Origin of the sequence: Streptomyces sp. NPDC057307 (assembly GCF_042667665.1) — a bacterium.
GTDB lineage: Bacteria > Actinomycetota > Actinomycetes > Streptomycetales > Streptomycetaceae > Streptomyces.
Window position 1 is genome coordinate 1 of record NZ_JBHUZM010000016.1, and the last position, 21,248, is coordinate 21,248.

Here is a 21,248-nt window from a genome sequence, read left to right on the forward strand (position 1 = left end):
GGCTCAGAGCCCGGCCGGCGCCGCTCGTTGTCAGCTCTTCTTCGGGTGCCCCGTGTGCCCCTCGGTGCCGTGGTCCTCGCCGCCGGTGCCGTGGTCCTGACCGCCCGAGCCGTGGTCCTCGCCGCCGGTTCCGGAGTCCCCTCCGCCCGAGCCGTGCGCCGGGGCCGTCTCGACCGTGCCGCCCAGCCGGCCGCGCAGCGACTCGACCACCTTCGCGTCGCCGCTGGCGACCCACTTCCTGCCGACGAGGTAGGAACCGCCGTAGTCGTTGGCCTCGTTGATCCACTCGCGCAGACCTCGGTCGGTCGCGAACGTGGTGAGGATGTATCTGCCGTAACCCGTCTTGCAGTTGGCCTGGCGCAGTTCGTCCGCGTCGGTCTGCACGTTCGGATCACACTCGGCCTTCTCGGCCAGCTGTTCGAGGCTCCCGGTCGCCGTCCTCGGCGCCTCGGGGGCCTCGTCGTCATTGGCTCCGCAGCCGCTCAACAGGGCCAGGGCCAGGGCCAGGGCCGGCACCACCAGTGCCACTCGGGGTCGCTCGGTACGCATTCGGCCATCGTGCCCTCTCCACAAGCCCCCGCGCGGGTGAACGACGCATCACATCGTTGCCCACCCCCCTCCTCGTCATTAGCGTGCGCTCCGCACGCACCTGTTGTCACCCCCCCCCGTAACCGAGGACAGAGGACCGCTGATGCCCGAGCTGCCGAGTCCCATCCCTCCTGCCACTCCAGCCGCCCTCGCCACTCCCGCCGCTCCCTCCCGGCGCGCGGTGCTGGCCGGTGCCGGTGCGATCGGCGTCGGTACGGCGCTGACCGCGCACTCCCCCGCGGCGGCCCGGCCCGCCGCGCCGCCGGCCACCGCCCGTGCCACCGACGCCGCGGTCACCGAGGCCGCGGTCACCGCCGCCGCCCGCGCCGCCGTGGGACGGCTGCTCCCCGGCCACGCCGACCAGTTCCGTTTCCGGGTGGTGCGCGGCGCCGAGCGGTTCCGGGTCGCCGGGTCCGCCGGCCGGATCGAGGTGTCGGGCACCGACGCGGGAGTCCTGCTCACCGGGGTGCACTGGTATCTGAAGTACGAGTGCGGCGCCCACCTCAGCTGGTCGGGCAGCCAACTCGACCTCCCCGCCACCCTGCCCGCGCCCCGCCGCTCCCTGGAGCGCTCGGCGACCGTACGGCACCGGTTCGCCTTCAACGACACGCACGACGGCTACACCGCCCCGTACGCCGACTGGCCTCGCTGGGAGCGGATGCTCGACCTCCTCGCCCTGCACGGCTGCAACGAGGTCCTCGTCACCACCGGCCAGGAGGCCGTCTACCACCGGCTGCTGACCGGCTTCGGCTACTCCGACACCGAGGCCCGCACCTGGCTCCCCGCGCCCTCGCACCAGCCGTGGTGGCTGCTCCAGAACATGAGCGCGTACGGCGGCCCGCTCTCCCCCGAGCTGATCGCCGCACGCGCCACGCTCGGCCGGCGGATCACCGACCGGATGCGCGAGTTGGGCATGTCGCCCGTGCTGCCCGGCTACTTCGGCACCGTCCCGGACGGCTTCGCCGCCCGCAACCCCGGCGCGCGGACCGTGCCGCAGGGCGACTGGAACGGTCTGCCGCGCCCCGACTGGCTCGACCCGCGCACCCCGGTCTTCGCCGAGGTCGCCGCCGCCTTCTACCGGCACCAGGGCGACCTCTTCGGCGAGGTGAACCACTTCAAGATGGACCTGCTGCACGAGGGCGGCAGCGCGGGGGACGTCCCCGTGCCCGACGCGGCCCGCGCGGTCGAGACCTCCCTCCACACGGCCCGCCCCGACGCGACCTGGGTGATCCTCGGCTGGCAGACCAACCCCGTACCGGCCCTGCTCGACGCCATCGACACCGACCGCGTGCTGATCGTCGACGGCCTGTCCGACCTGGACTCGGTGACGGACCGCGAACGGGACTGGGGCGGCGCGCCGTACGCCTTCGGCACCATCCCCAACTTCGGCGGCCGTACGACGCTGGGCGCCAACACCGACCGCTGGACGGCACGGTTCACCGCTTGGCGCGACAAGCCCGGCAGCGCGCTCGTCGGCACGGCGTACATGCCGGAGGCCGCCGAGCGCGACCCGGCCGCCTTCGAGCTGTTCAGCGAACTGGCCTGGCGGGAGGAGGCGGTCGACCGCGAGAGCTGGTTCCGGTCGTACGCCGATCTGCGCTACGGCGGCGAGGACGGCGCCGCGCGGGACGCCTTCGGCGTGCTCGCGGCGACGGCGTACCGGCTGACGACCGCCGACGGCCGCCCCGTCGACTCGCTCTTCTCCCGCCGCCCGTCCCTCACCTCGTCCGTCGGAACCGCCTTCGACACCGCCGAGTTCGACAAGGCCCTCGGCTCGCTGCTCGACGTGGCGGCGGGGCTGCGCGGCTCCGACGCGTACCGGCACGACGTGACGGAGCTGGCCAGGCAGGCGCTCGCCAACCGCTCCCGGCTGCTGCTGCCGCAGTTGCGCGGCGCCTTCCAAGGAGGCGACGCCGTCACGTTCCGCGCGCTGGCCGCGCTGTGGCTGAAGCTGATGCGGCTGAGCGACACGATGGCGGGCTGCCACCGTTCGTTCCTGCTCGGGCCGTGGCTGGAGGACGCCAAACGGCTCGCGACCAGCCCGGCGGAGGCCGCGACGCTGGAGTGGACGGCGCGCACGCTGATCACGACGTGGGCCGACCGATCGGCCGCCGGACAGCTGAGCAACTACGCCAACCGCGACTGGCAGGGCCTGCTCGCCGACGTCCATCTGCCGCAGTGGCAGACCTATCTGGACGAGCTGGCCGACGCCCTGGCCACCGGGCGGGAGCCGAAAGCCTTCGACTGGTACGTGGACGAGGAGGCGTGGACGCGGGCGCGCGGCGGCTATCCGGTGCGGGCGACGGGTGACGCGTACCGGACGGCCCTGCGCGTACGGGACACCCTGGCCGCCGCCCCGTACCAGGGCACCGTCACCGTCACGTCCGACCCGCTCGCCTTCACCCCGGGCGGCACGGGCACGGTGAAGGCCGACTTCCGGAACGTCAACGGGCTGCGCGGCACCGGCCCCGTCGACTTCGCCCTGACCGGCCCCGCAGCCCGGCCGGACGGCCCGACGCGCCTGCCGTCCGTCGACCCGGCCGGCACCGGGTCCGTCTCCTGGTCGGTGACGGCCCCCGCCGACCCGCTCACGACGCCACTGCGCCCGCTGCCGTACGCGCTGGCGCTGGAGTACGGGCCGAGCGGCGAGGAGCGCGTGAGAACCGCCCAGCGGGGCACGGTGTACGTCGCCGGGCCACTGGCGCCGGGCTGGCGCACGTACAGCAACAACGGCGCGGTGTTCGGGCAACTGGACGACCGCTTCGCGGTCAACGGCGGCGGCCAGGACCTGTGGCGGGGGACCACGCAGTTCGGCACGGCCTTCAAAGAAGGCGCGCTCGCGGACGGTGTGAGCGTGACGGTCCGGGTGGACGCGCAGGAGAACACGGGCGCGTGGGCCCGCGCGGGCCTCATCGCCCGCGACACCCTCACGACGCCGGGCTCCCCGGGCATCGTCAACCTGGCGGTGACGCCGTCCAACGGGGTGGTGCTGTCGTACGACACGTCCGGCGACGGCACGCTCGACACCTACCGGCGCATCACCGGCGTCACGGCCCCGGTACTGCTGCGACTGACCCGGGCGGACGGCCTGTTCACGGGCGCGTGCTCGACGGACGACGGAACGACCTGGCGAACGGTGGCCTCCGTTCCGGTCCCCGGCGCGTCCGGTGTCCAGGACGTGGGCCTGTTCATGAGCGCGACGAACGGGAGCAGCGGGCTACGGGGCACGGTCGAGTTCAGCGGGTGGGGGGTGTCGGGCGAGGGCACGTCCGGCAAGTAGCGCGGTCGGCTGGTGGCGGGCCGGGGGCAGGCGGCGTCGCGGGGCGCGTGCCCGGGGGCAGGCGGCGTCGCGGGGCGCGTGCCGCGCGCGTGAGCGTGCCTGTCGGCTCGCGCGAAACGCCCCGGCAGGGGGTCCGCCGCCCCCAGGGCGTGTCCGGCGGGCCGGGGCGGACGCGCGGCGAGCGACGTCGCGGGGCGCGTGCGCCCGCGTGAAGCGGCCGACGACAACGTCGTGTACGCATCTGTCGCGTCGCACGCGAGGCCCCCGGCGGACACGCCCCAACGGGTGTCTGGCCGGCCGGCGCGGAGGCGAGCGGCGCCGCGGGGCGCGTGCCACGCGCATGCGCAGCCGACGACCACGCCGTGAACGCGCGTGTCGCGTCGCACGCGAGGCCGCCGGTGCACCCTGTCTGGCGGGCCGGCGCGGAGGCGCGCGACGAGCAACGGAGGAGTCGCGGGGCGTGCGCCCGCGTGAGCGGCCGACGACCACGCCGGGAACGGGCCTGTCGCCCCGCGCGACACGCCCGGCAGGGTGTCCGCCGCCCGCAGGCCGGGGCGCGCGTCCGTCACGGAGCGGCTGTTGTCACGTCGCGTCGCGAGGCGACGACCCGTCCCCGCGAGGTCCAGGCGTCGCGGGCCCGGCGTCGTCCTGCGGGGACTCCGGGCGCAGCCGTGAAGGCGCCCGTGTGGCAAGGGAGTTGTGGGCCCCGGGTCGCGCCGTCGGGGTGACCATCCGACGAATCGATCGTTCTGCTGAACGTGCCCCCACCCGACGCCGCCACGGCCCCCGCGCCCACCTCCGCTCCCGCCCCCATCGACGTGGAGCAGGCCGAGGCCGCCCTCGTCGAGCACTATCCGCGGCTGGTGCGGATCGCCTATCTCGTGCTGCCTCCCGCCCTCGGCCGCAACCGCCGCGTGCTGACCGCCCACGCCGTCGTCCAGCGCTCGCTGCCGCGCAACCGCACAGCGGCGACGCCGGACGACGGATACGCCTACGTACGCGGCCGGGTGCTGCGGCAGGCGCTCGACGCGGGGCGGTCCCTGCGGCGCGCGGCGTGGCCCCGGCGGGCCCAACTGCCGCCGCTGCTGCCGCACGTGTGGGGCCTGCGGCTGTTCCCGCGCTCGGGCGGCGCCGACGAACTCGCCTTCGACCGGCGTCTGTCGGGCCTCTCCGGCGGCGCCAGGGCCGCCTTCGTACTGAGGGGGCTGGAAGGGCTGCCCGACAGGGACGTACGCCGGCTGCTCACCGCCGCCGGGGTCGAGGACCCGCACGCGGCGCTCGTGGAGGCCGACGGCATCGGTACGGAGGGCGTGGCGCTGCTGGAGTCCCCCGAGTACGACCCCTGTTCGCTCCAGGCCCGCCCCACCGATCTGCTGCGCCGGCGCCAGCACGTGCGCGCCGCCGTCGCGGGTGTCGCCGCCGTGGCCGTCTGCGGCGCGCTGCTCGGGCTGCCCGGCGACGGCTGGGGCGCGAACGGCGCCGCCGCCCCGTCGTACGCGCGCAACTCGGCGGCGGAGGCGGCGCTGGACCCGGCGAAGGTGCACCGCGTCCCGGAGGACGCCTGGCGGGCCTCGGCCCGTACGGACTTCTCCGTGTGGCCCACGCGCGGCGCGCTGGCCGGCGACCGGCCGCTGCTGCGGCGGGCGCTGGCGGTGTGGGCCAGGCCGGGATCGTCGGTGCGGGTCTCGTCGACCCCGGCCACACCGGTGGGGCCGCCGATGGGACCGGCGCAGCTGCTGTACGCGGGCGAGGTCGACCGGGCGCGGGTGGTGCTGCTGTACGACGGGCTGCGGATCGCCCGGTACGCGGAACCCCGCACCGGTACGGGCTCCGTGGCACTGGACTTCGCCCGGGTCGACGGGGCGTCGGCCGACACCGCGCCGGGCGCGGCCCCGGCCACGTACGCGCTGGTCGCCGGGCGCACGGACGGCAACGTGCGGTATCTGACGGCGCCCTGGGTGGGCGAGACGGCCGTACGTGATCTGCTCGACCCGACCGGTGCCGCGCGGCCCCTGCGGCGCGGCGCGGACGGTGTGACGGATCCGCTGCCGATGCCGGGCGCGACGCGGGAGTGCGGGGCCTGGGACGTGCTGGAAGTGGCGGAGAGCGGCGGCGGGGACGGCGCCGTGAGGCTGCTGTCCGACCTCGGCGAACTCACGCCCGCCCGGCTGACGTCGGGCCCGCCCTCGGCGCCCTCGGACGTGTCGGGGGGCGCGGCGCGCGCCGCCTGGGCGCGTACGGCGTGCCTGCTGCCCGCCGTACGCTCGCACGGCGTGCGAACGGTGAACTCCTGGCAGTACGCGAGCCAGAGCCTGCCCGAGTCCAACGGCGACGCGCGGTGGGTGTGCACCCGCGCGGAGACGTGGCGGGGCACGGAGAGCAGGGTGCTGGCGCAGTTCCAGCCGCCGTCGGCGAAGGCGGGGGCCAAGGCGAACGCGGGGGCGCCGAAGCCGGGGGCGATCGCGGCGCGCGCCGCGAACTCGTCGGCGTGCGGCGTACGGGAGCCGAGGGTGCTGGCGGGCGTGCTGTGGAAGTCGCGGGGCGGCCGGTGGTACGTACTGGCGGCCGGCAGCGACGAGTTCCGCTCCGTCCGTACGACGGGCGGCGTCAAGGGTGACGCACGGGGGCGGGTGCTCGCGGCACCGGCGAAGCCCGGTGACCGGGCGGAGCTGGACGGGCAACTGGCCGACGGCACCCGGGTGGGCGCGCTGCGGTGACGGGCGGGCCGCCCCCGGCCGGTCAGGGCAGGAGCAGCCAGTCCGTGGCGAGCGTCCCCGCGAGGCCGAAGCCGAGCACCCAGGTGGCGAGGCGGGTACGGCCGTTCCTGCTGAGTTCGATGACGACGCCGCAGAGGATCATCGCGAAGCCGTAGAGGCCGACGACCAGGACGGAGCTGCGGTTGGCGAGGCGTACGGCCAACAGGGCCGCCATGGTGACCAGAAGGACCGAGGCGACGACGACGCGGATACGGCGGGCCTGGCGTGGGGTGAGGGCGCTGTCGTCATGGCCGTCGGCGCCGCCGTCGTCGAGGTCGTCCGTGCCGTCGTCGGCGGGGTCGTCGGCGGGATCTTCCGCGACGGCCGGGACGGTGGCCGTCAACTCCCCCTCCGCCTCGGAGACCGGCCCCGGTTCCGGCTTTTCGGTGACCTCTTCCTGGTCAGATGCGCTCATGGTCGGCGAGCGTAACCGACAGGCCGAGGCAACCGACGGTTAGGCTGTTCATATGACGACCGGGGTGCGACGCAGAATGGGCGTCGAAGAGCGACGGCAACAACTGATCGGTGTCGCGCTGGAACTGTTCAGCCACCGCTCGCCCGATCATGTCTCCATCGACGAGATCGCGGCGGCCGCCGGCATCTCCCGGCCGCTGGTCTACCACTACTTCCCGGGCAAGCAGTCGCTGTACGAGGCCGCGTTGCGGCGGGCCGCGGACGAGTTGGCCGAGCGCTTCGTCGAACCGCGCGAAGGACCGCTCGGCGCCCGGCTGCTGCGCGTGATGACGCGCTTCTTCGACTTCGTCGACGAGCACGGCCCCGGCTTCTTCGCACTGATGCGGGGCGGTCCGGCAGTCGGTTCGTCCAGGGCCAACGCCATGATCGACGAGGTGCGGCAGGCCGCGTACGAGCAGATCCTGTCCCATCTCTCCATCCAGTCGCCGCCGCCCCGGCTGGAGCTGGTCGTGCGCTCCTGGGTGTCGCTCGCCGAGTCGACGGCGCTGCTGTGGCTGGACGGCCGCCGCATCCCGCGCGGCGACCTGGAGTTGCAGCTGGTGCACGACTTCGCCGCGCTGGCCGCGGTGAGCGCGGCGTACGACGAGGAGATGGCGCGGATCCTGCTGCCGGTCCTCGCCGACGAGCCGCCGGGCGGCCCGTTCGGCGATCTGGTGGCCCGCCTGACGGCCCTGGCGGCGACACTGCCGGCCGCGACGGCGCCTGCCGCGACACTGCCGCTGCCCGCCCCGCGTACGGCATAGGACGGCCTTAGGACGCAGGGCACGCAGGACACGCAGGACACACGAGGACAGTGGCGCCGGTCAGCCCGCCGTCCCGTAGACGACCGTCACTTCCTTGAAGCCGAGGGAGGTGAGCAGCCCTTGCAGCATGCTGGTGGTGTTCTTCTCCGCGCGCGTGGTCAGTCCGCTGTCCTTGGCGGCGTCCTGGATGTGCTTGGCGGCGAGCTTGTTGACGGCGCGCTCGTCGGCCGGGTTGTCGGAGAAGAAGTCACCGAGCCGGTCGAACAGCCCGCGCTGCTTGGACACGGCGTACGACCGGTCGGCGTCCAGCGTGGCCTTGCCCAGCTGGGCGTGCGGCAGCCGCAGCGTCGCGGTGGTGCGTTCCTTGTTGACCTGGACGTTCTTGTCGCCGATCCCGCCGAGATCCACGTACGACCCGACACTGCCGGCCCCCACGTAGAGCGTGCGGCTCCCCTTGATGGTGTCGGGAAGGAACTTGGCGTCCTTCTCCAGATCCACCACCACCTGGAAGTTCCCGGACGCCGCCTGGTACCGGCTGAGGTCCTGGATGGACTTGAGGAGGGTCGGTCCGGTCCGGTCGTTCGTCTCCTCGCCGAAGACGTCGTCGAATCCGGGCACGAGGTCGAGCCGGCTGCCGATGCCGAGCAGCACGACAAGCACCACGAGCCCGACGGGCAACTTGACCCACCAGGGCGCCCTCGACACGCGCGAGACGCGTGTCCTGCCCGGGCTCTGCGCGGGTTCTGGCTCTGGTTTCACGTCGGTGGACGTCATACCTACCGGGTTACCCGTCAGGCGGGGTTCACGCCACGACGAAGCCTGCAACAAGTTCGGGCAACTCCCGCGCATGATCGGGGCGTTGACGGTCCGGCCCCGGTCACGGCCGCGGGTTCGTCCCGGTCACGGCCCCCGTCACGGCGGCGGGTTCGTCCCGGTCATGGCATCGGCCCGCGCAGCGCCTTCTCCAGGCTGTTCGCCCTGTCCTCCGCCAGGCCCCGCCCGAACGCCGTCTCGTACGCCGGGTCGCCCACCGACTCGCGCGCGCTGCGCTCGCACTCCGCGCGGACCGCCGCCAGTTCCGGCGTGCCGCGCTGGGGGTGGCCGACCATGCGCCAGTAGGCCTGGCCCGTGCCGTAGACATGGGCGGCCCGTTCGCCGTCGCCCTGCGCGGCGACCGCCGCCGCCAGGAGGTCGAGACCCAGCGCGATGCCGAAGCTGTCGCGCAGTTGGTGCTTGCCCGCGAGCATCGAGCGGGCGTGGGTCTCCGCCTCGTACGCGTGGCCGCTCAGCAGATGGACCAGGGAGAGCTGGTAGTCGGCGTACGAGCGGGTCCAGCATTCGCCCCGTTCCGCGCACTCCTCGCGGAGGGTCGCCGCCTCCCTGCCCGCCTCTTCGAGCCGGCCGAGGCCGGTGAGGGCGAAGACACGGACGAGGCGGCAGCGCAGTTGGGAGGGGTAGGAGAAGCCGTCGCCCCCGACGGCGCTCAGCGCGCGGTCGGTCACCGTGTGGCCGGCCTGCGCGCGGCCCATCATCAGTGAGGTGAGGCCGAGGAGGTACGCCGCCGAGAGCATGGACTCGGGGTCCTTGTCCTGCCAGGCGGCCATGCTGCACTTCTCGCCGAAGCGGTGCGCGGCCTCGTGGTCGCCCTGGAGCATGACGGTCAGGCCCAGCGCCCACAGCGTGCGGGTGCGGTCCGGTCCGGGCGCGTCGTGGGCGGCGAGGGTGCGTTCCAGATAGATCCTGGCCTCGTGGAGGTGGCCGCAGCAGGTCCAGAAGAAGCCGACGCGGCCCGCCATCTCCTGGGCCGCCGCCGGGTCCGTGGCGAGGAAGTGGTCGAGGGCGTCGCACAGGTCGGAGTGGCTGTCGGCGATCCTGCCGTACCAGGCGATCTGGTCCCGGCCGAGCCATCCGGCGTGCGCCTCCCGGACGAGCGCGGCGAAGTGCGTGGCGTGGCGGTCGGCGAGTACGCGCTCCTCGCCGAGTTCGGCCAGCCACAGGGCGCCGTACTCGCGCAGCGTGTCGAGCATCCGGTAGCGGGTGCCGTCGCGCCGGAGCACGGAGCGGTCGGCGAGGCCGGTCAGGGCGCGGGTGACCTCGTCGGGGCCGAGCGGTCCGCCGGCGCAGACGGCCCGCGCGTCGGCCTCCTCGATGTCGCCGCTGAAGACGGAGAGCCTGGCCCACAGCAGCCGTTCCAGCGGCGCGCACAGTTCGTGGCTCCAGCCGATGGCGGTGCGCAGCGCGCGGTGGCGCCGGGGCCAGGCGGTCTGGTCGGTGAGGACGTCGAGGCGGGAGGTGAGCCGTTCGGCGATCTCCTGGACGCTGTTCTCGCCGAGGCGCGCGCAGGCGAGTTCGAGGGCGAGCGGGATGCCTTCGAGGCGGCGGCAGATCTCGTCGGCGGCGGCCGCGACGGCGGGTTCGTCGAGTGGGACGCCGGGCGCGGCCGTCGCGGCGCGGTCGCGGAAGAGGGCGAGCGCCAGGCCCTTCTCGTCGGGGCCGTCGAGCGGCAGGGGTGCCACTTCGACGCGTTCCTCGGCGGGGGTGCCGAGCGGCTGCCGGCTGGTGGCGAGGACGGTGAGGCCGGGTGCGGCGGTGAGGAGTTCGCCGGTGAGCCGGGCGCAGGCGTTCACCAGCCGTTCGCAGCAGTCGAGTACGAGCAGCAGCCGCTTGTCGGCGAGCCATTCGCTGAGTGCCTCGACGGGCATCCGCAGGGTGTGGTCGGCGAGTCCGACCGCGTCGGAGACGGTGATGAGGAGCAGTCGGTCGTCGGCGAGCGGCGAGAGGTCGACCCACCACACGCCGTCGGGGTACCGGTCGACGGCCCGGCCGGCGGCGCGCAGCGCCAGTCTGCTCTTGCCCACGCCGCCGGGGCCGGTGAGTGTGGTCAACCGGTTTGTCTGTAACGCGCGTTCGACTTCCGCCAGCTCGCCGGTGCGTCCTACGAAGCTGGTCGTCTCGTCGGGAAGATGTCCCACCACGGGGACAGTCTGGCCCAGTTGGGGACCAGGACCGCCGCCCATGGTGAGAATCAGTCAGAAAGGGACTTGTTTGATCACTGCCGGGTCGGGCCCGTGCCGGGGCCCGTCACCCGTCGGCCCGGAACACCGCCACCGTCCGGCCCGGCACCGCGAAGGTGCCCGAACTCGCCTCGTACGACGCCTTCTTGACCGTCGCGTCCGAGCCGCCGGCCTGCACCGGATGCAGCTCGTACGGCCGACCGGCGAGCGCCGTGATCCGCTGCCGCGAGGTGTCCGGGGTGGCGTTGAAGACCACCACCAGCTCCCCGAGGCGCATCGTGATGACGCCCGGTGTCTCGTCGGGGCCGGACAGCGGGAAGGAGAGCGCGGACTGGACGGCGCCGGTGGAGGAGAGGCGGAAAGCCGCCTCCGTGGTACGGATCCTCAGCAGATCCTGGTACGCGGCGGAGGCGCCGGTGATCTCCGGGCAGCCGGGTGTGATGCCGGGTGTCCCCAACAGGGGCTTGGCGTAGGGCCACTTGTCCTCGTTGTCGGCGGCGGGCGGCAGACCGCGCCCGAAGCCGTTGCCGTCCCGGCAGTCCCAGTTGATCGCGTTGAACCAGTCGCCGCTGTCGTACGAGTTGCGGTCCAGCGACTTGGAGCGGAGCAGGTCCGTCCCGGCCTGGGAGAGCGAGGGCCCCTGGGTGAGCGCCGCAGTGGCCATGGCGAGCACCTGCGCCCTGGCCCGGTCGGCGGCCGGGGTGGTGCGCGGGAGCTTGAACGCCAGGGTGTCGTAGAGGCTTTCGTTGTCGTGCGCGTCCGCGTAGGCGAGCGCGTCGCCGGGCGCGGCGGCGTAGCCGGCCGGGGCGCCGTTGTAGTCGACCTCGGAGCCCTTGACGGTGCGGCCCGCGCTGTCGGTGAAGGAGTAGTCGGCGAGATTGCCGGTGAGTCCGACCTTGATCAGGTCCTGGTAGTGCAGCAGCCTGGCCCGCTGCTGCGCCGGAGTGCCGTTCGCCGCCGAGGAGTTGGGGTCGGTGTAGAGCCCCGTGGCGAACCCCTGGACCCCGGGGTCCTCGTCGAAGGGGCCGCCGCCGCGTACCGCGTCGCGCGCCCGGTCGGAGAAGGTCGCGATCCCGGTGCCGGCCATGTTCTTCTGTGTGGCCTGGACGAAGCGGGCGTCACCCGCGATCTCGCCGAAGTCCCAGCCCTCGCCGTAGAGGACGATCGCCTTCCCGTCGACGCCGTCCTTGGCGACGGTCAGCGCGTCCAACGCCTCACGTACGGCGAGGATGTTGGCCTTGGGGTGATGGCCCATCAGGTCGAAGCGGAAGCCGTCGACCTTGTACTCCTTCGCCCAGGTGACGAGCGAGTCCACCACGATCTTGCCCATCATGGCGTTCTCGGGCGCGGTGTTGGCGCAGCAGGTGGACGTCGCCACGGTGCCGTCGTCGAGCAGCCGCTGGTAGTAGCCGGGCACGATCCGGTCCAGTACGGACTTGGGGTCCTGACCGGCGGCCACGGTGTGGTTGTAGACGACGTCCATCACGGTGCGCAGGCCGGCGCCGTTGATGCCCTGCACCATCCGCCGGAACTCCACGGTGCGCTTCGTGCCTTCGGGGTCACTGGCGTAGCTGCCCTCGGGCACCGTGTAGTGCAGCGGGTCGTAGCCCCAGTTGAAGCCGTCCTTGGCCGCCGCCTTCGCGACGCACGCCTGCTGCTCGTCGGAGTCGGGGGCGTACACGGACAGGTCGCAGGCCGGTTGCTGCTGGTCGGAGGGCTTCTCCGGGATGGTGCCGATGTCGAAGGCCGGCAGCAGATGGACGTAGGACGTTCCCGCGTCGGCCAGTCGGGCGAGGTGTTTCATGCCCTGGGACCCGGTGTCGGTGAAGGCCAGATAGCGGCCGGGGTGGTCGGAGGTGCGGTCGGCGATCGAGAAGTCGCGGACGTGCAGCTCCTGGATCTGGGCGTCGCGCATCCGGACGGCGGCGGGCTTCTTCAGCGTCGACCAGCCCTTGGGGGCGAGCTTCGGATCGGTCAGGTCGACGGCGAGGCTGCGGGCCGAGTCGGTGGTCAGGGCGGTCGAGTACGGGTCGGTGACCTTGTTGGTGACCATCTCGCCGACACCGGGTGCCCAGACGTCGACCACGTACCGGTACGGCTTGCCCGTCCAGTCGCGGGCGCCTCGCACGGACCACACGCCGCTGCGGTCGTCGCGCCGCATCGGCACGCTCCGGCCGTCGAGTTCGAGCGCGACCCGGCGGGCGGTGGGCGCCCACACCGACAGGATGGGGCGGCCGTCGCGGAAGACGGGCCCGAGCGAGGCGCGGGTCGCGTCGGTGGCGTACAGGTCGTCCAGAACTCCCGGAATCTGTACGCCGGTCGCGTCGAGCAGCGCCCCGTTGGCCGCGCGTTGGGTCGCGATGAGCTGGCCGCGCAGCGACTCCCTCACCCTGTCCCGGTCGCGCGGGTCGACGGTGAAGGCCGGAAAGTCCTTCAGATGCGGGTAGGTGGCCTTCTGCGCGTCGGTCAGCGTCCCGGGGGCGAGCCGCAGCCACTGCCCGGCCTTGGACAGCGCGCCGTTCTCGACGGTGATGCCGCCGTCGGGGGCGTAGACGAGCTGCTGGCTGGTGGCCCCGGTGGCCTTCACCTTCCATACGACGGTGTCGCGGTCGATCCACTGCGCCTCGGCCTTGCCGAGATCCGGCGTGGGTACGGCGCCGGCGGTCGGCAGCAGATACTTCGGCCGGCCGCCGAGCATCCAGACCTCGTTGCCGTATGTCGCCAGGTCGAGCGACTGGTCGGACGGCAGGTCCTTCTCGTCGCCCTTGTGCAGGATGTAGCTGAGCGACGTGGCGCCCTCGGCGAGCGGCACCTCGTACGTCACGCCGTACGCGTCCTCCTTCACCGGCAGCAGCGGCTTCGCCCAGTCGGTCGGGTCCTTGGCGCCGGTCCAGGTGTGCAGGCCCCAGCCGTCGTAGTCGCCGTCGGCCCGCTGGTAGTGCAGGACGGCCTTGGTCCTGTCCTGCGGCGGGTAGGCGCCGTCGGGTGCCTGCTCGCTCTGGCCGTCGGCGCCCTGCTCGATCCAGACCTCGCCTGTCTTGGCGAGGTCGACGGTCCGCTCGGGGCCGTCCGGTGTCCCGTCCTTGACGACGGTGTACGGGACGGCCGAGGCGCCCTCGGTGACCTCGACCCACGCGAACGCGCCGTACGCGTCACGGCCGGTGAACTGAGCTGTCCTGTCACCGGACTTGAGCTGCCAGCCGTCGTACTTCCCGTCGGGGCGCCGGTAGTGCACGATCGCGTGGTCGCGCTCGACCGCCGTGGGCGGCTGCGGCGCGGGCGTCTGTCCGGCGGTCGAGGAGGCGAGGTCCGAGGCGGTACGGCCCCGGCTGTCGACCACAACAGCCTTGTAGCGCAGGGGTGTTCCGGCGGCGACGTCGGCGTCCAGATACTGGGTGACCCGGTACGGGGCGTGGTCGGCGCTGCCGAGGGTGCGCCACTTGCCGTTGCCGGTCTGGGCGGCGAAGACGACGCGGTTGAGCTGTCCGCCGTCGACGTCCGCGCCGATCTCCACGGTGCCGGTGGCGCCCGCCTCGGGGGCCGTCAGGGTGATCGACGGCCTGGCGGCGGGCGGCGCGAGCGGTTCGGCGGCCCGCAGGACGAGCGACGACAGGGCCGGGACGGTGACCTCGATCGTGGTGTCAGCGCCGCTGCGTACGGTGTCGCCCGTGCCCGAACCGCCGTACAGGGTACGGAAGTCGGCGCGCGCCGATCCGGTCGGCACCCGCACGGTCTTCGGCGTCGCGGCGTTGTTCACGGCCACGACGTACTCGTCCTTCTTCCGCGCGTCGGTGCGGGAGAACGCGTACACGGAGTCCGCCGCGTAGCGCTCGGTCTGTACGCCGTCCCGCAGTGCCGGGTGGCTCTTGGTGAGCTTCGACAGTTCGGCGACGGACCGGTAGAGCGGGTGCGTGGGGTCGTACGCGTCGGAGGCGTGCGTCCGGTCGGTGCCGAGCTGGTCGTCGTCGAGATAGTCGGGGGTCGTGGAGGCGAAGAGGCTCTGGCGGGCGTCCTTGTCACCGCCGGGGCCGGTGAAGCCCTGCTCGTCGCCGTAGTAGATGACCGGGTTGCCGCGCGAGAAGAACATCAGCTCGTTGGCGAGGCGGGCGCGCTTGACCAGTTCGGCGTCGCCGGCGTCCGGGTTGTCCTGCTTGAGGAAGGTGCCGATGCGGCCCATGTCGTGGTTGCCGAGGAACGACACCTGCTCGTAGGCGTTGGCCTTGTCGGTGGTGTAGCGGTAGTCCTCGGCGAAGACGTCCGCGAGCCGCTCGGCGGAGGCGCCTTGGGAGGCGTAGGCGCGCGCCGCGTCCTGGAGGGGGAAGTCGAGCGTGGAGTCGAGCCGCCCGCGGGTCACGTACGGGGAGGTGACGGCGGTGTCGGCGGAGTAGACCTCGCCGAACATGAAGAAGTCGTCGCGGCCCCGCTTCGCGGCGTAGTCGTCGAGCGCGGTGGCCCACCGGGTCCAGAAGTCCAGGTCGACGTGTTTGACGGTGTCGATGCGGAAGCCGTCGATGTCGAAGTCGCGGACCCACTTCTGGTAGATCTCCGCCATCCCGTTGACGACCTCGGGCCGCTCAGTCCACAGGTCGTCGAGTCCGGAGAAGTCGCCGTACTCGGAGCTCTCCCCCGCGAACGTCGAATCACCCCGATTGTGGTACATCGTGGGGTCGTTGAGCCAGGACGGGACCTTCTTCTCGCCCGCCTTCGGGGCGGGGGTGTACGGGAACGCGTCCGTGTCGACCCGGCCGACGCCCTCGCGGTCGTCGAAGGGGCGGCCGTCCTTGTCGAGGTACGGATAGGCGCCCTTGGGGCGGTAGTTGTACGTCTTCTCCGCGTAGTCGACGGTGTCGGCGGTGTGGTTGGTGATGACGTCGAAGAAGACCTTCATGCCCTTGTCGTGGGCCTTGTCGATCAGCCTCGAAAGCTCCGCGTTGGTGCCGAAGTGCGGGTCGACCTGGGTGAAGTCGGTGATCCAGTAGCCGTGGTAGCCGGCCGACATGTCGTCGCCCGTGCCCTGCACCGGCTTGTTCTTGAAGATCGGCGCCATCCAGATGGCGGTGGTGCCGAGGCCCTTGATGTAGTCGAGCCGATCGGTGATCCCCTTGAGGTCGCCGCCCTGGTAGAAGCCCTTGTCGGCGGGGTCGTACCCGGTCTTCGTACGCGAACCGGTCAGCCCGCCGCGGTCGTTGGACCGGTCGCCGTTGGCGAAGCGGTCGGGCAGCACGAAGTAGAACTGATCGCGCGTCAGATCGTGGCGGGCGGGCTCGTCGGCGAGCCGGGCGTCCGACGGCGGGGCCGGGGCACGGGCGGCGACGGCCGGCAGCGCGGGCACCAGGGCCGCGCACAGGGCCGCGGCCACGACGGCGACGGCCGTTCTGCGCGGGAGCGCGGGCAGGGGCGGGCGTTTCACGCGGGATCTCCTCGGGGTACGGGAGGGCCGGCCCGGCGACGACGCGGGGGCATGGTGCCGGGTGCGCGTCGCCGGGGCGGCCGGATGGTGCGGGGGGTGCGGTGGTGCGGTGGGTGCGGTGGGTGCGGTGGTGCGGGGGGGCTTGGCCAAGAGGCCGCGGGGGCGGGTCAGTTGCGCCAGGTGTCGTTCAGCGTCAGTCCGCCGGAGGTGGAGTTGGGCACGGTGGCCGTGCGGTTGGCGCCGCTCTCCCACGTCACCGCGCCGGCCGCGTCCTTGCGGATGTACTTGTACGCGAAGGACGTACCGGCGGGCAGCGGCACGTTGAGCTTCCACACCGGGTAGGCGGCCGGGTCGAGCTTGAGCGCGGCCCCGGTGTTCCAGTTGCCGAGTTCGGCCCGGTCACCGGTGACGTAGATGTTCTGGCCGAGCTGCGTCGTCGCGTTGACGCCGAACGTCACCCCGGACTGCCCGGTCGGCGGGTTGCCGCCGCCCCCGCCGCAGGTGCGGGCCCCGGCGTGCAGGGCGACCGCCGTGTTGGCGCCGAGCGTCGCCGTGAACTGGCCCGAGCCGTTCACGGTCACGCCGTTGCCGCTCTGGACGTCGCAGTAGTCACCGGCCGGCAGCGACGTCCGGAAGGTGCGGCCGAGCGCGGAGCCGGTGTAGTTGATGGCGACGTACGCCTTGGAGCCACGCCCGAAGGCGATCTGGTCGCCGCCGTTGTCCCACCAGTCGGTGACGGCCTGGCCGCGCGCCGCGTTGCGGAAGCCGACCATGGAGGAGATCTCGCGCCAGTCGTGCTGGCACTTCCAGCCGTCGGCGTAACAGGCGTTCACGGTGCCGCCGTTGGGCGGTCCGGCGTCGTGGTCGCTGAACTCGTAGCCGGAGTGCACGTCGGGCGAGCCGTAGGGGTAGGCCAGCATGAACACGTTGGCCAGCGTGTAGGCGGCGCCGTTCTTGTAGTTGAGGGTGTCGCCGCCGCGCTCGGTGTCGTGGTTGTCCACGAAGACGGCGGACCTGCCGCTCTCCATGAAGCCCCAGCCCTCGCCGAAGTTCTTCAGGTTGGCCAGGTTCTCGTTGGTGAAGACCTGCTTGAGGCTTCGCCCGTACCGGAATTCCTGTACGTCTCCGGTGCCCAGGTACTCACTCGGCGACACGGCCTCGCCGCCGCCGTAGATGGCCTCCTGCTTCCAGTACACGCCCGGATTGCCCAGCCGGGACTTGATGTTGGCGAGGTCGGCGGCCGGCATGTGCTTCGCGGCGTCGATCCGGAAGCCGTCCACACCGAGCGAGAGCAGGTCGCCCAGGTACGTGGCTATTCGGCCGCGTACGTAGTCCTCGCCGGTGTCGAGGTCGGCGAGGCCGACGAGTTCGCAGTTCTGGACGTTGCCGCGGTCGCCGTAGTTGCTGATCTGCGAGCGGCAGTCGTCCATGTCGGCGCCCGAATAGATGCCGGGGTACTCGTACTTGGCGTACGAGGTACCTCCGGTGCCGGTGCCGGAGCCCGCCGACATGTGGTTGATGACGGCGTCGGCGACGACCTTCACCCCGGCGGCGTGACAGGTGTTGACCATGGACTGGAAGGCGGCGCGGTCGCCGAGCCGGCCGGCGATCTTGTAGCTGACGGGCTGGTACGAGGTCCACCACTGGCCGCCCTGGATGTGCTCCTGGGGCGGGGACACCTGGACGTAGCCGTACCCGTCGGGGCCGAGGCTGTCGGTACACGCCCTGGCGACCGAGTCGAACCGCCACTCGAACAGCACGGCGGTGACGTCCTTCTCGCCGGGAGGCGCCGCCTGGGCGGGGCTTCCGGGCGCCACGAGGGCCGCCGCGCCTGCCACGAGGGCGAGCGCGAGGGCGGGAGCTCTGCGGGCCATGTTTCCTCCTGCGTAAGGGGAGGTGCGGGACGACGGGAGAGACCTCGCAAGGCAACACGCCCTGCCCTCAAGGCCCTTGAATGTTCTTGCTGCAAGAAAGCAAAAGCTTGTCGCGGAGCAGACCGTACGAGCCCCGTCGGCCCCGGTCAACCCTCTGGACACCACGGGGTAACACCCGGGAAATATCGGCACGATGACCTGCAAGTGCTTCCGCAAAAGATTGCGCCCGGTGGCGGGCACGACGGCGGAACCGGTCCGTCCTCACCCGTCGGACGGGCCGCCGACGCAGCTCGCCGTCGACCCCCGTACGACCAGCTCCGGCTGGAACACATACTCCGTACGCTGCACGGGACTTCCCGCGATCTCCTCCAGCAGCGCGCCCACCGCCGCCCCCGCCATCGCCTGCACGGGCTGCCGTACCGTCGTGAGCGGCGGGTCGGTGAAGGCGATCAGCTGCGAGTCGTCGAAGCCCACCACCGACACGTCGTACGGGACCCGCAGCCCCCGCTCGCGGGCCGCCCGCACCACGCCCAGCGCCATCATGTCGCTGCCGCAGACGATGCCGGTACAGCCCTGGTCGAGCAGCGCGCCGGCCGCCACCTGGCCGCCCTCCACGCTGAACAGCGTGCTGCACACCCGCTGTTCGGCCTCCTCGCGGGAGAGCCCCAGCGAGCCGCCCAGCGCGTCGATGAAGCCCTCGCGTTTGCGCGCCGACGGCACATACCGCAGGGGCCCGGTCGCCAGGCCGATCCGCCGGTGCCCCAGATCGGCCAGATGCCCGACGGCCATCCGCATGGCCGCCCGGTCGTCCAGGGACACGAACGGCGCGCTGACGCGCTCGTTGCAGCCGTTGATCATGACGAACGGCACCCCGCGGTCGATGAGCGCGGCGTAGCGCGACGGGTCCGCCGAGCTGTCCGCGTGCAGCCCCGACAGGAAGACGATGCCGCCGACGCCACGCTCCACGAGCTGCTCGACCAGCTCGTCCTCCGTCGCCCCGCCCGGCAGTTGGGTGCAGAGGACCGGTGTGTAGCCGTGCCCGGCCAGGACCTGTTCGACGGCCTGGGCGAACGCCGGGAAGATCGGGTTGATCAGCTCCGGGGTCACCAGACCGATCAGCCCGGCGCTGCGCTGCCGCAGCCGTACGGGACGTTCGTACCCGAGGATGTCGAGCGCGGCGAGCACCCGCTGGCGTGTGCTGTCCGCGACACCGGGCTTGCCGTTGAGCACTCGGCTCACCGTCGCCTCGCTGACCGATGCCTGTCCCGCGATGTCCGAGAGCCGTGGCGTACCGGCTCCGGTCGTCCTGGGGAGGGGCAGCGTCACACCGTCCACCACGCCGTGGTGTCGGCGGGCAGCTCGGCCTCGGCTCCGTCCGCGGTGACGGGTCCGCTGGCCAGCAGCAGGCTGCCGCGCACCGGGATCCGGACCGGCGCGCCGGTGGTGTTGACCGTGCAGAGGAAGCCGGGGCGGGCGAAGACGAGCACGCCTTCCGGGGCGTCCAGCCAGTCGACGGACGCCCCGGCGCCGAGCCCCGGGTGCGCGCGCCGGGCGGCGATGGCCGCGCGGTACAGCTCCAGGCTGGAGCCCGCCACACCGGTCTGCGCCTCGACGCTCAGCGCGCCCCAGCCGGCCGGCTGGGGCAGCCAGCTGCCGCCGGAGCCGAAGCCGTACGACGAGCCCTCGCGGCTCCACGGGATCGGCACCCGGCAGCCGTCGCGGAAGCCGTCCTGGCCGGCGGCGCGGAAGTACGAGGGGTCCTGCCTGGCCTCGTCGGGGAGGTCGGTGACGTCGGGCAGGCCCAGCTCCTCGCCCTGGTAGAGGTAGGCGGAGCCGGGCAGGGCGAGCATCAGCAGCGTCGCCGCGCGGGCCCGGCGCAGACCGAGTTCCCGGTCGCCGGCCTCCCTGAGCTGGGTGCCGAGGGAGACGGGGTGGGCGAAGCGCGTGGTGTGCCGGGTGACGTCGTGGTTGGAGAGCACCCAGGTGGTCGGGGCGCCGACGGGGCGCATCGCGGCGAGGGAGGTGTCGATGACGTCGCGGAGCGCGGCGGCGTCCCAGAAGGTGCTCAGATACTGGAAGTTGAAGGCTTGGTGCATCTCGTCGGGGCGCACGTAGTTCGCGGTGCGCTCGACGGTGGGTGTCCACGCCTCGGCGACGGCGATCCGGTCGCCGGGGTACTCGTCGAGGATGGTGCGCCAACTGCGGTAGATCTCGTGCACGCCGTCCTGGTCGAAGAACGGCATGATGTCGTTGCCCAGCAGCTTGACCTGGCCGTCGCTGCCGATGTCGGGCAGTCCGGCGGCCTTGACGAGTCCGTGGGCGACGTCGACGCGGAAGCCGTCGACGCCCATGTCGAGCCAGAAGCGCAGGATGGAGCGGAACTCGTCGGCGACGGCCGGGTGGTCCCAGTTGAAGTCGGGCTGCTCGGGCGCGAAGAGGTGCAGATACCACTCGCCGGGGGTGCCGTCCGGGTCGGTGGTCCTGGTCCAGGCGGGGCCGCCGAAGATGGACTCCCAGTCGTTGGGCGGGAGTTCGCCGTCGGCGCCCTTGCCGGGGCGGAAGTGGTAGCGGTCGCGCAGCGCCGATCCGGGGCCGTCCTTCAGGGCGCGGCGGAACCAGTCGTACTGGTCGGACGAGTGGTTGGGCACCACGTCCACGATGACGCGCAGGTCCAGCTCGTGCGCGTCGCGGATCAGCGCGTCGGCGTCGAGGAGCGAGCCGAACATGGGGTCGATGGCGCGGTAGTCGGCGACGTCGTAGCCCGCGTCGGCCTGCGGCGAGGCGTAGAAGGGGCTGAGCCAGACGGCGTCGACACCCAGCGCGCGCAAGTACGGCAGCCGGCTCCGTACGCCTTCGAGATCGCCCATGCCGTCACCGTTGGAGTCGGCGAAGCTGCGCGGATAGACCTGGTAGATCACCGCGTCCTGCCACCAGCCGGAGCGGTGGCCCGGGGCGTCGTCGGACGTGCCGGTGGAAGGGGCAGCGAGGTGCTGGGTCATGTCGTCCCTGGGGGGTCTGGGTGGGAGCGGCGCCGGGGACCCGGTGGGGCCGCGCGGCGCCGCTGTCACTGTCGCTGTCGTAACGGGTGGTGCGAGTGGTACGGGTGGGG

At 72.7% G+C, this 21,248-nt stretch carries 11 protein-coding genes; 3 read left to right on the forward strand and 8 right to left on the reverse strand.

Annotated elements, in window-relative coordinates:
* Positions 1 to 30: 30 nt before the first annotated feature.
* Entirely contained in the window at positions 31 to 549 is a 519-nt protein-coding gene (locus ACFUN8_RS09235; protein ID WP_383633820.1) for a hypothetical protein, read from the reverse strand.
* A 142-nt stretch (positions 550 to 691) separates the two neighbouring features.
* Between ACFUN8_RS09235 and ACFUN8_RS09240 the strand changes: the two genes are divergently transcribed.
* Positions 692 to 3,868 (forward strand): alpha-N-acetylglucosaminidase TIM-barrel domain-containing protein, encoded by a 3,177-nt coding sequence (locus ACFUN8_RS09240; RefSeq protein ID WP_383633822.1) that lies wholly within the window; start codon positions 692 to 694, stop codon positions 3,866 to 3,868.
* Positions 3,869 to 4,626: 758 nt separating this feature from the next.
* Positions 4,627 to 6,585 (forward strand): hypothetical protein, encoded by a 1,959-nt coding sequence (locus ACFUN8_RS09245; RefSeq protein WP_383633824.1) that lies wholly within the window; start codon positions 4,627 to 4,629, stop codon positions 6,583 to 6,585.
* Positions 6,586 to 6,607: 22 nt separating this feature from the next.
* Here ACFUN8_RS09245 and ACFUN8_RS09250 read toward each other — a convergent pair whose 3' ends face one another.
* Positions 6,608 to 7,039 (reverse strand): hypothetical protein, encoded by a 432-nt coding sequence (locus tag ACFUN8_RS09250; RefSeq protein WP_383633826.1) that lies wholly within the window; start codon positions 7,037 to 7,039, stop codon positions 6,608 to 6,610.
* Between the two features lie 52 nt (positions 7,040 to 7,091).
* Between ACFUN8_RS09250 and ACFUN8_RS09255 the strand changes: the two genes are divergently transcribed.
* Positions 7,092 to 7,841: a TetR/AcrR family transcriptional regulator gene (locus ACFUN8_RS09255; RefSeq protein ID WP_383633828.1), complete on the forward strand. Its 750-nt coding sequence runs from the start codon at positions 7,092 to 7,094 to the stop codon at positions 7,839 to 7,841.
* Between the two features lie 60 nt (positions 7,842 to 7,901).
* Here the strand turns inward: ACFUN8_RS09255 and ACFUN8_RS09260 are convergent, their stop codons facing one another.
* From ACFUN8_RS09260 to ACFUN8_RS09285, 6 genes are all read right to left on the reverse strand, one after another.
* Positions 7,902 to 8,546, reverse strand: coding sequence for a DUF4230 domain-containing protein (locus tag ACFUN8_RS09260; protein ID WP_383633830.1), 645 nt, complete (start codon positions 8,544 to 8,546; stop codon positions 7,902 to 7,904).
* Positions 8,547 to 8,776: 230 nt separating this feature from the next.
* A complete protein-coding gene (locus ACFUN8_RS09265) occupies positions 8,777 to 10,813 on the reverse strand; it encodes an ATP-binding protein (RefSeq protein WP_383633948.1) in 2,037 nt (678 codons plus the stop codon).
* A gap of 109 nt (positions 10,814 to 10,922) precedes the next feature.
* Positions 10,923 to 16,265: a pullulanase-type alpha-1,6-glucosidase gene (gene pulA / locus ACFUN8_RS09270; RefSeq protein WP_383633832.1), complete on the reverse strand. Its 5,343-nt coding sequence runs from the start codon at positions 16,263 to 16,265 to the stop codon at positions 10,923 to 10,925.
* Positions 16,266 to 16,432: 167 nt separating this feature from the next.
* Positions 16,433 to 18,139 (reverse strand): carbohydrate-binding module family 20 domain-containing protein, encoded by a 1,707-nt coding sequence (locus ACFUN8_RS09275; RefSeq protein WP_383633834.1) that lies wholly within the window; start codon positions 18,137 to 18,139, stop codon positions 16,433 to 16,435.
* Between the two features lie 261 nt (positions 18,140 to 18,400).
* Positions 18,401 to 19,477 (reverse strand): LacI family DNA-binding transcriptional regulator, encoded by a 1,077-nt coding sequence (locus tag ACFUN8_RS09280; protein ID WP_383633836.1) that lies wholly within the window; start codon positions 19,475 to 19,477, stop codon positions 18,401 to 18,403.
* A complete protein-coding gene (locus ACFUN8_RS09285; RefSeq protein WP_383633838.1) occupies positions 19,462 to 21,138 on the reverse strand; it encodes a glycoside hydrolase family 13 protein in 1,677 nt (558 codons plus the stop codon). Before ACFUN8_RS09285 ends, ACFUN8_RS09280 begins: the two co-directional genes overlap by 16 nt.
* Positions 21,139 to 21,248: the final 110 nt, after the last annotated feature.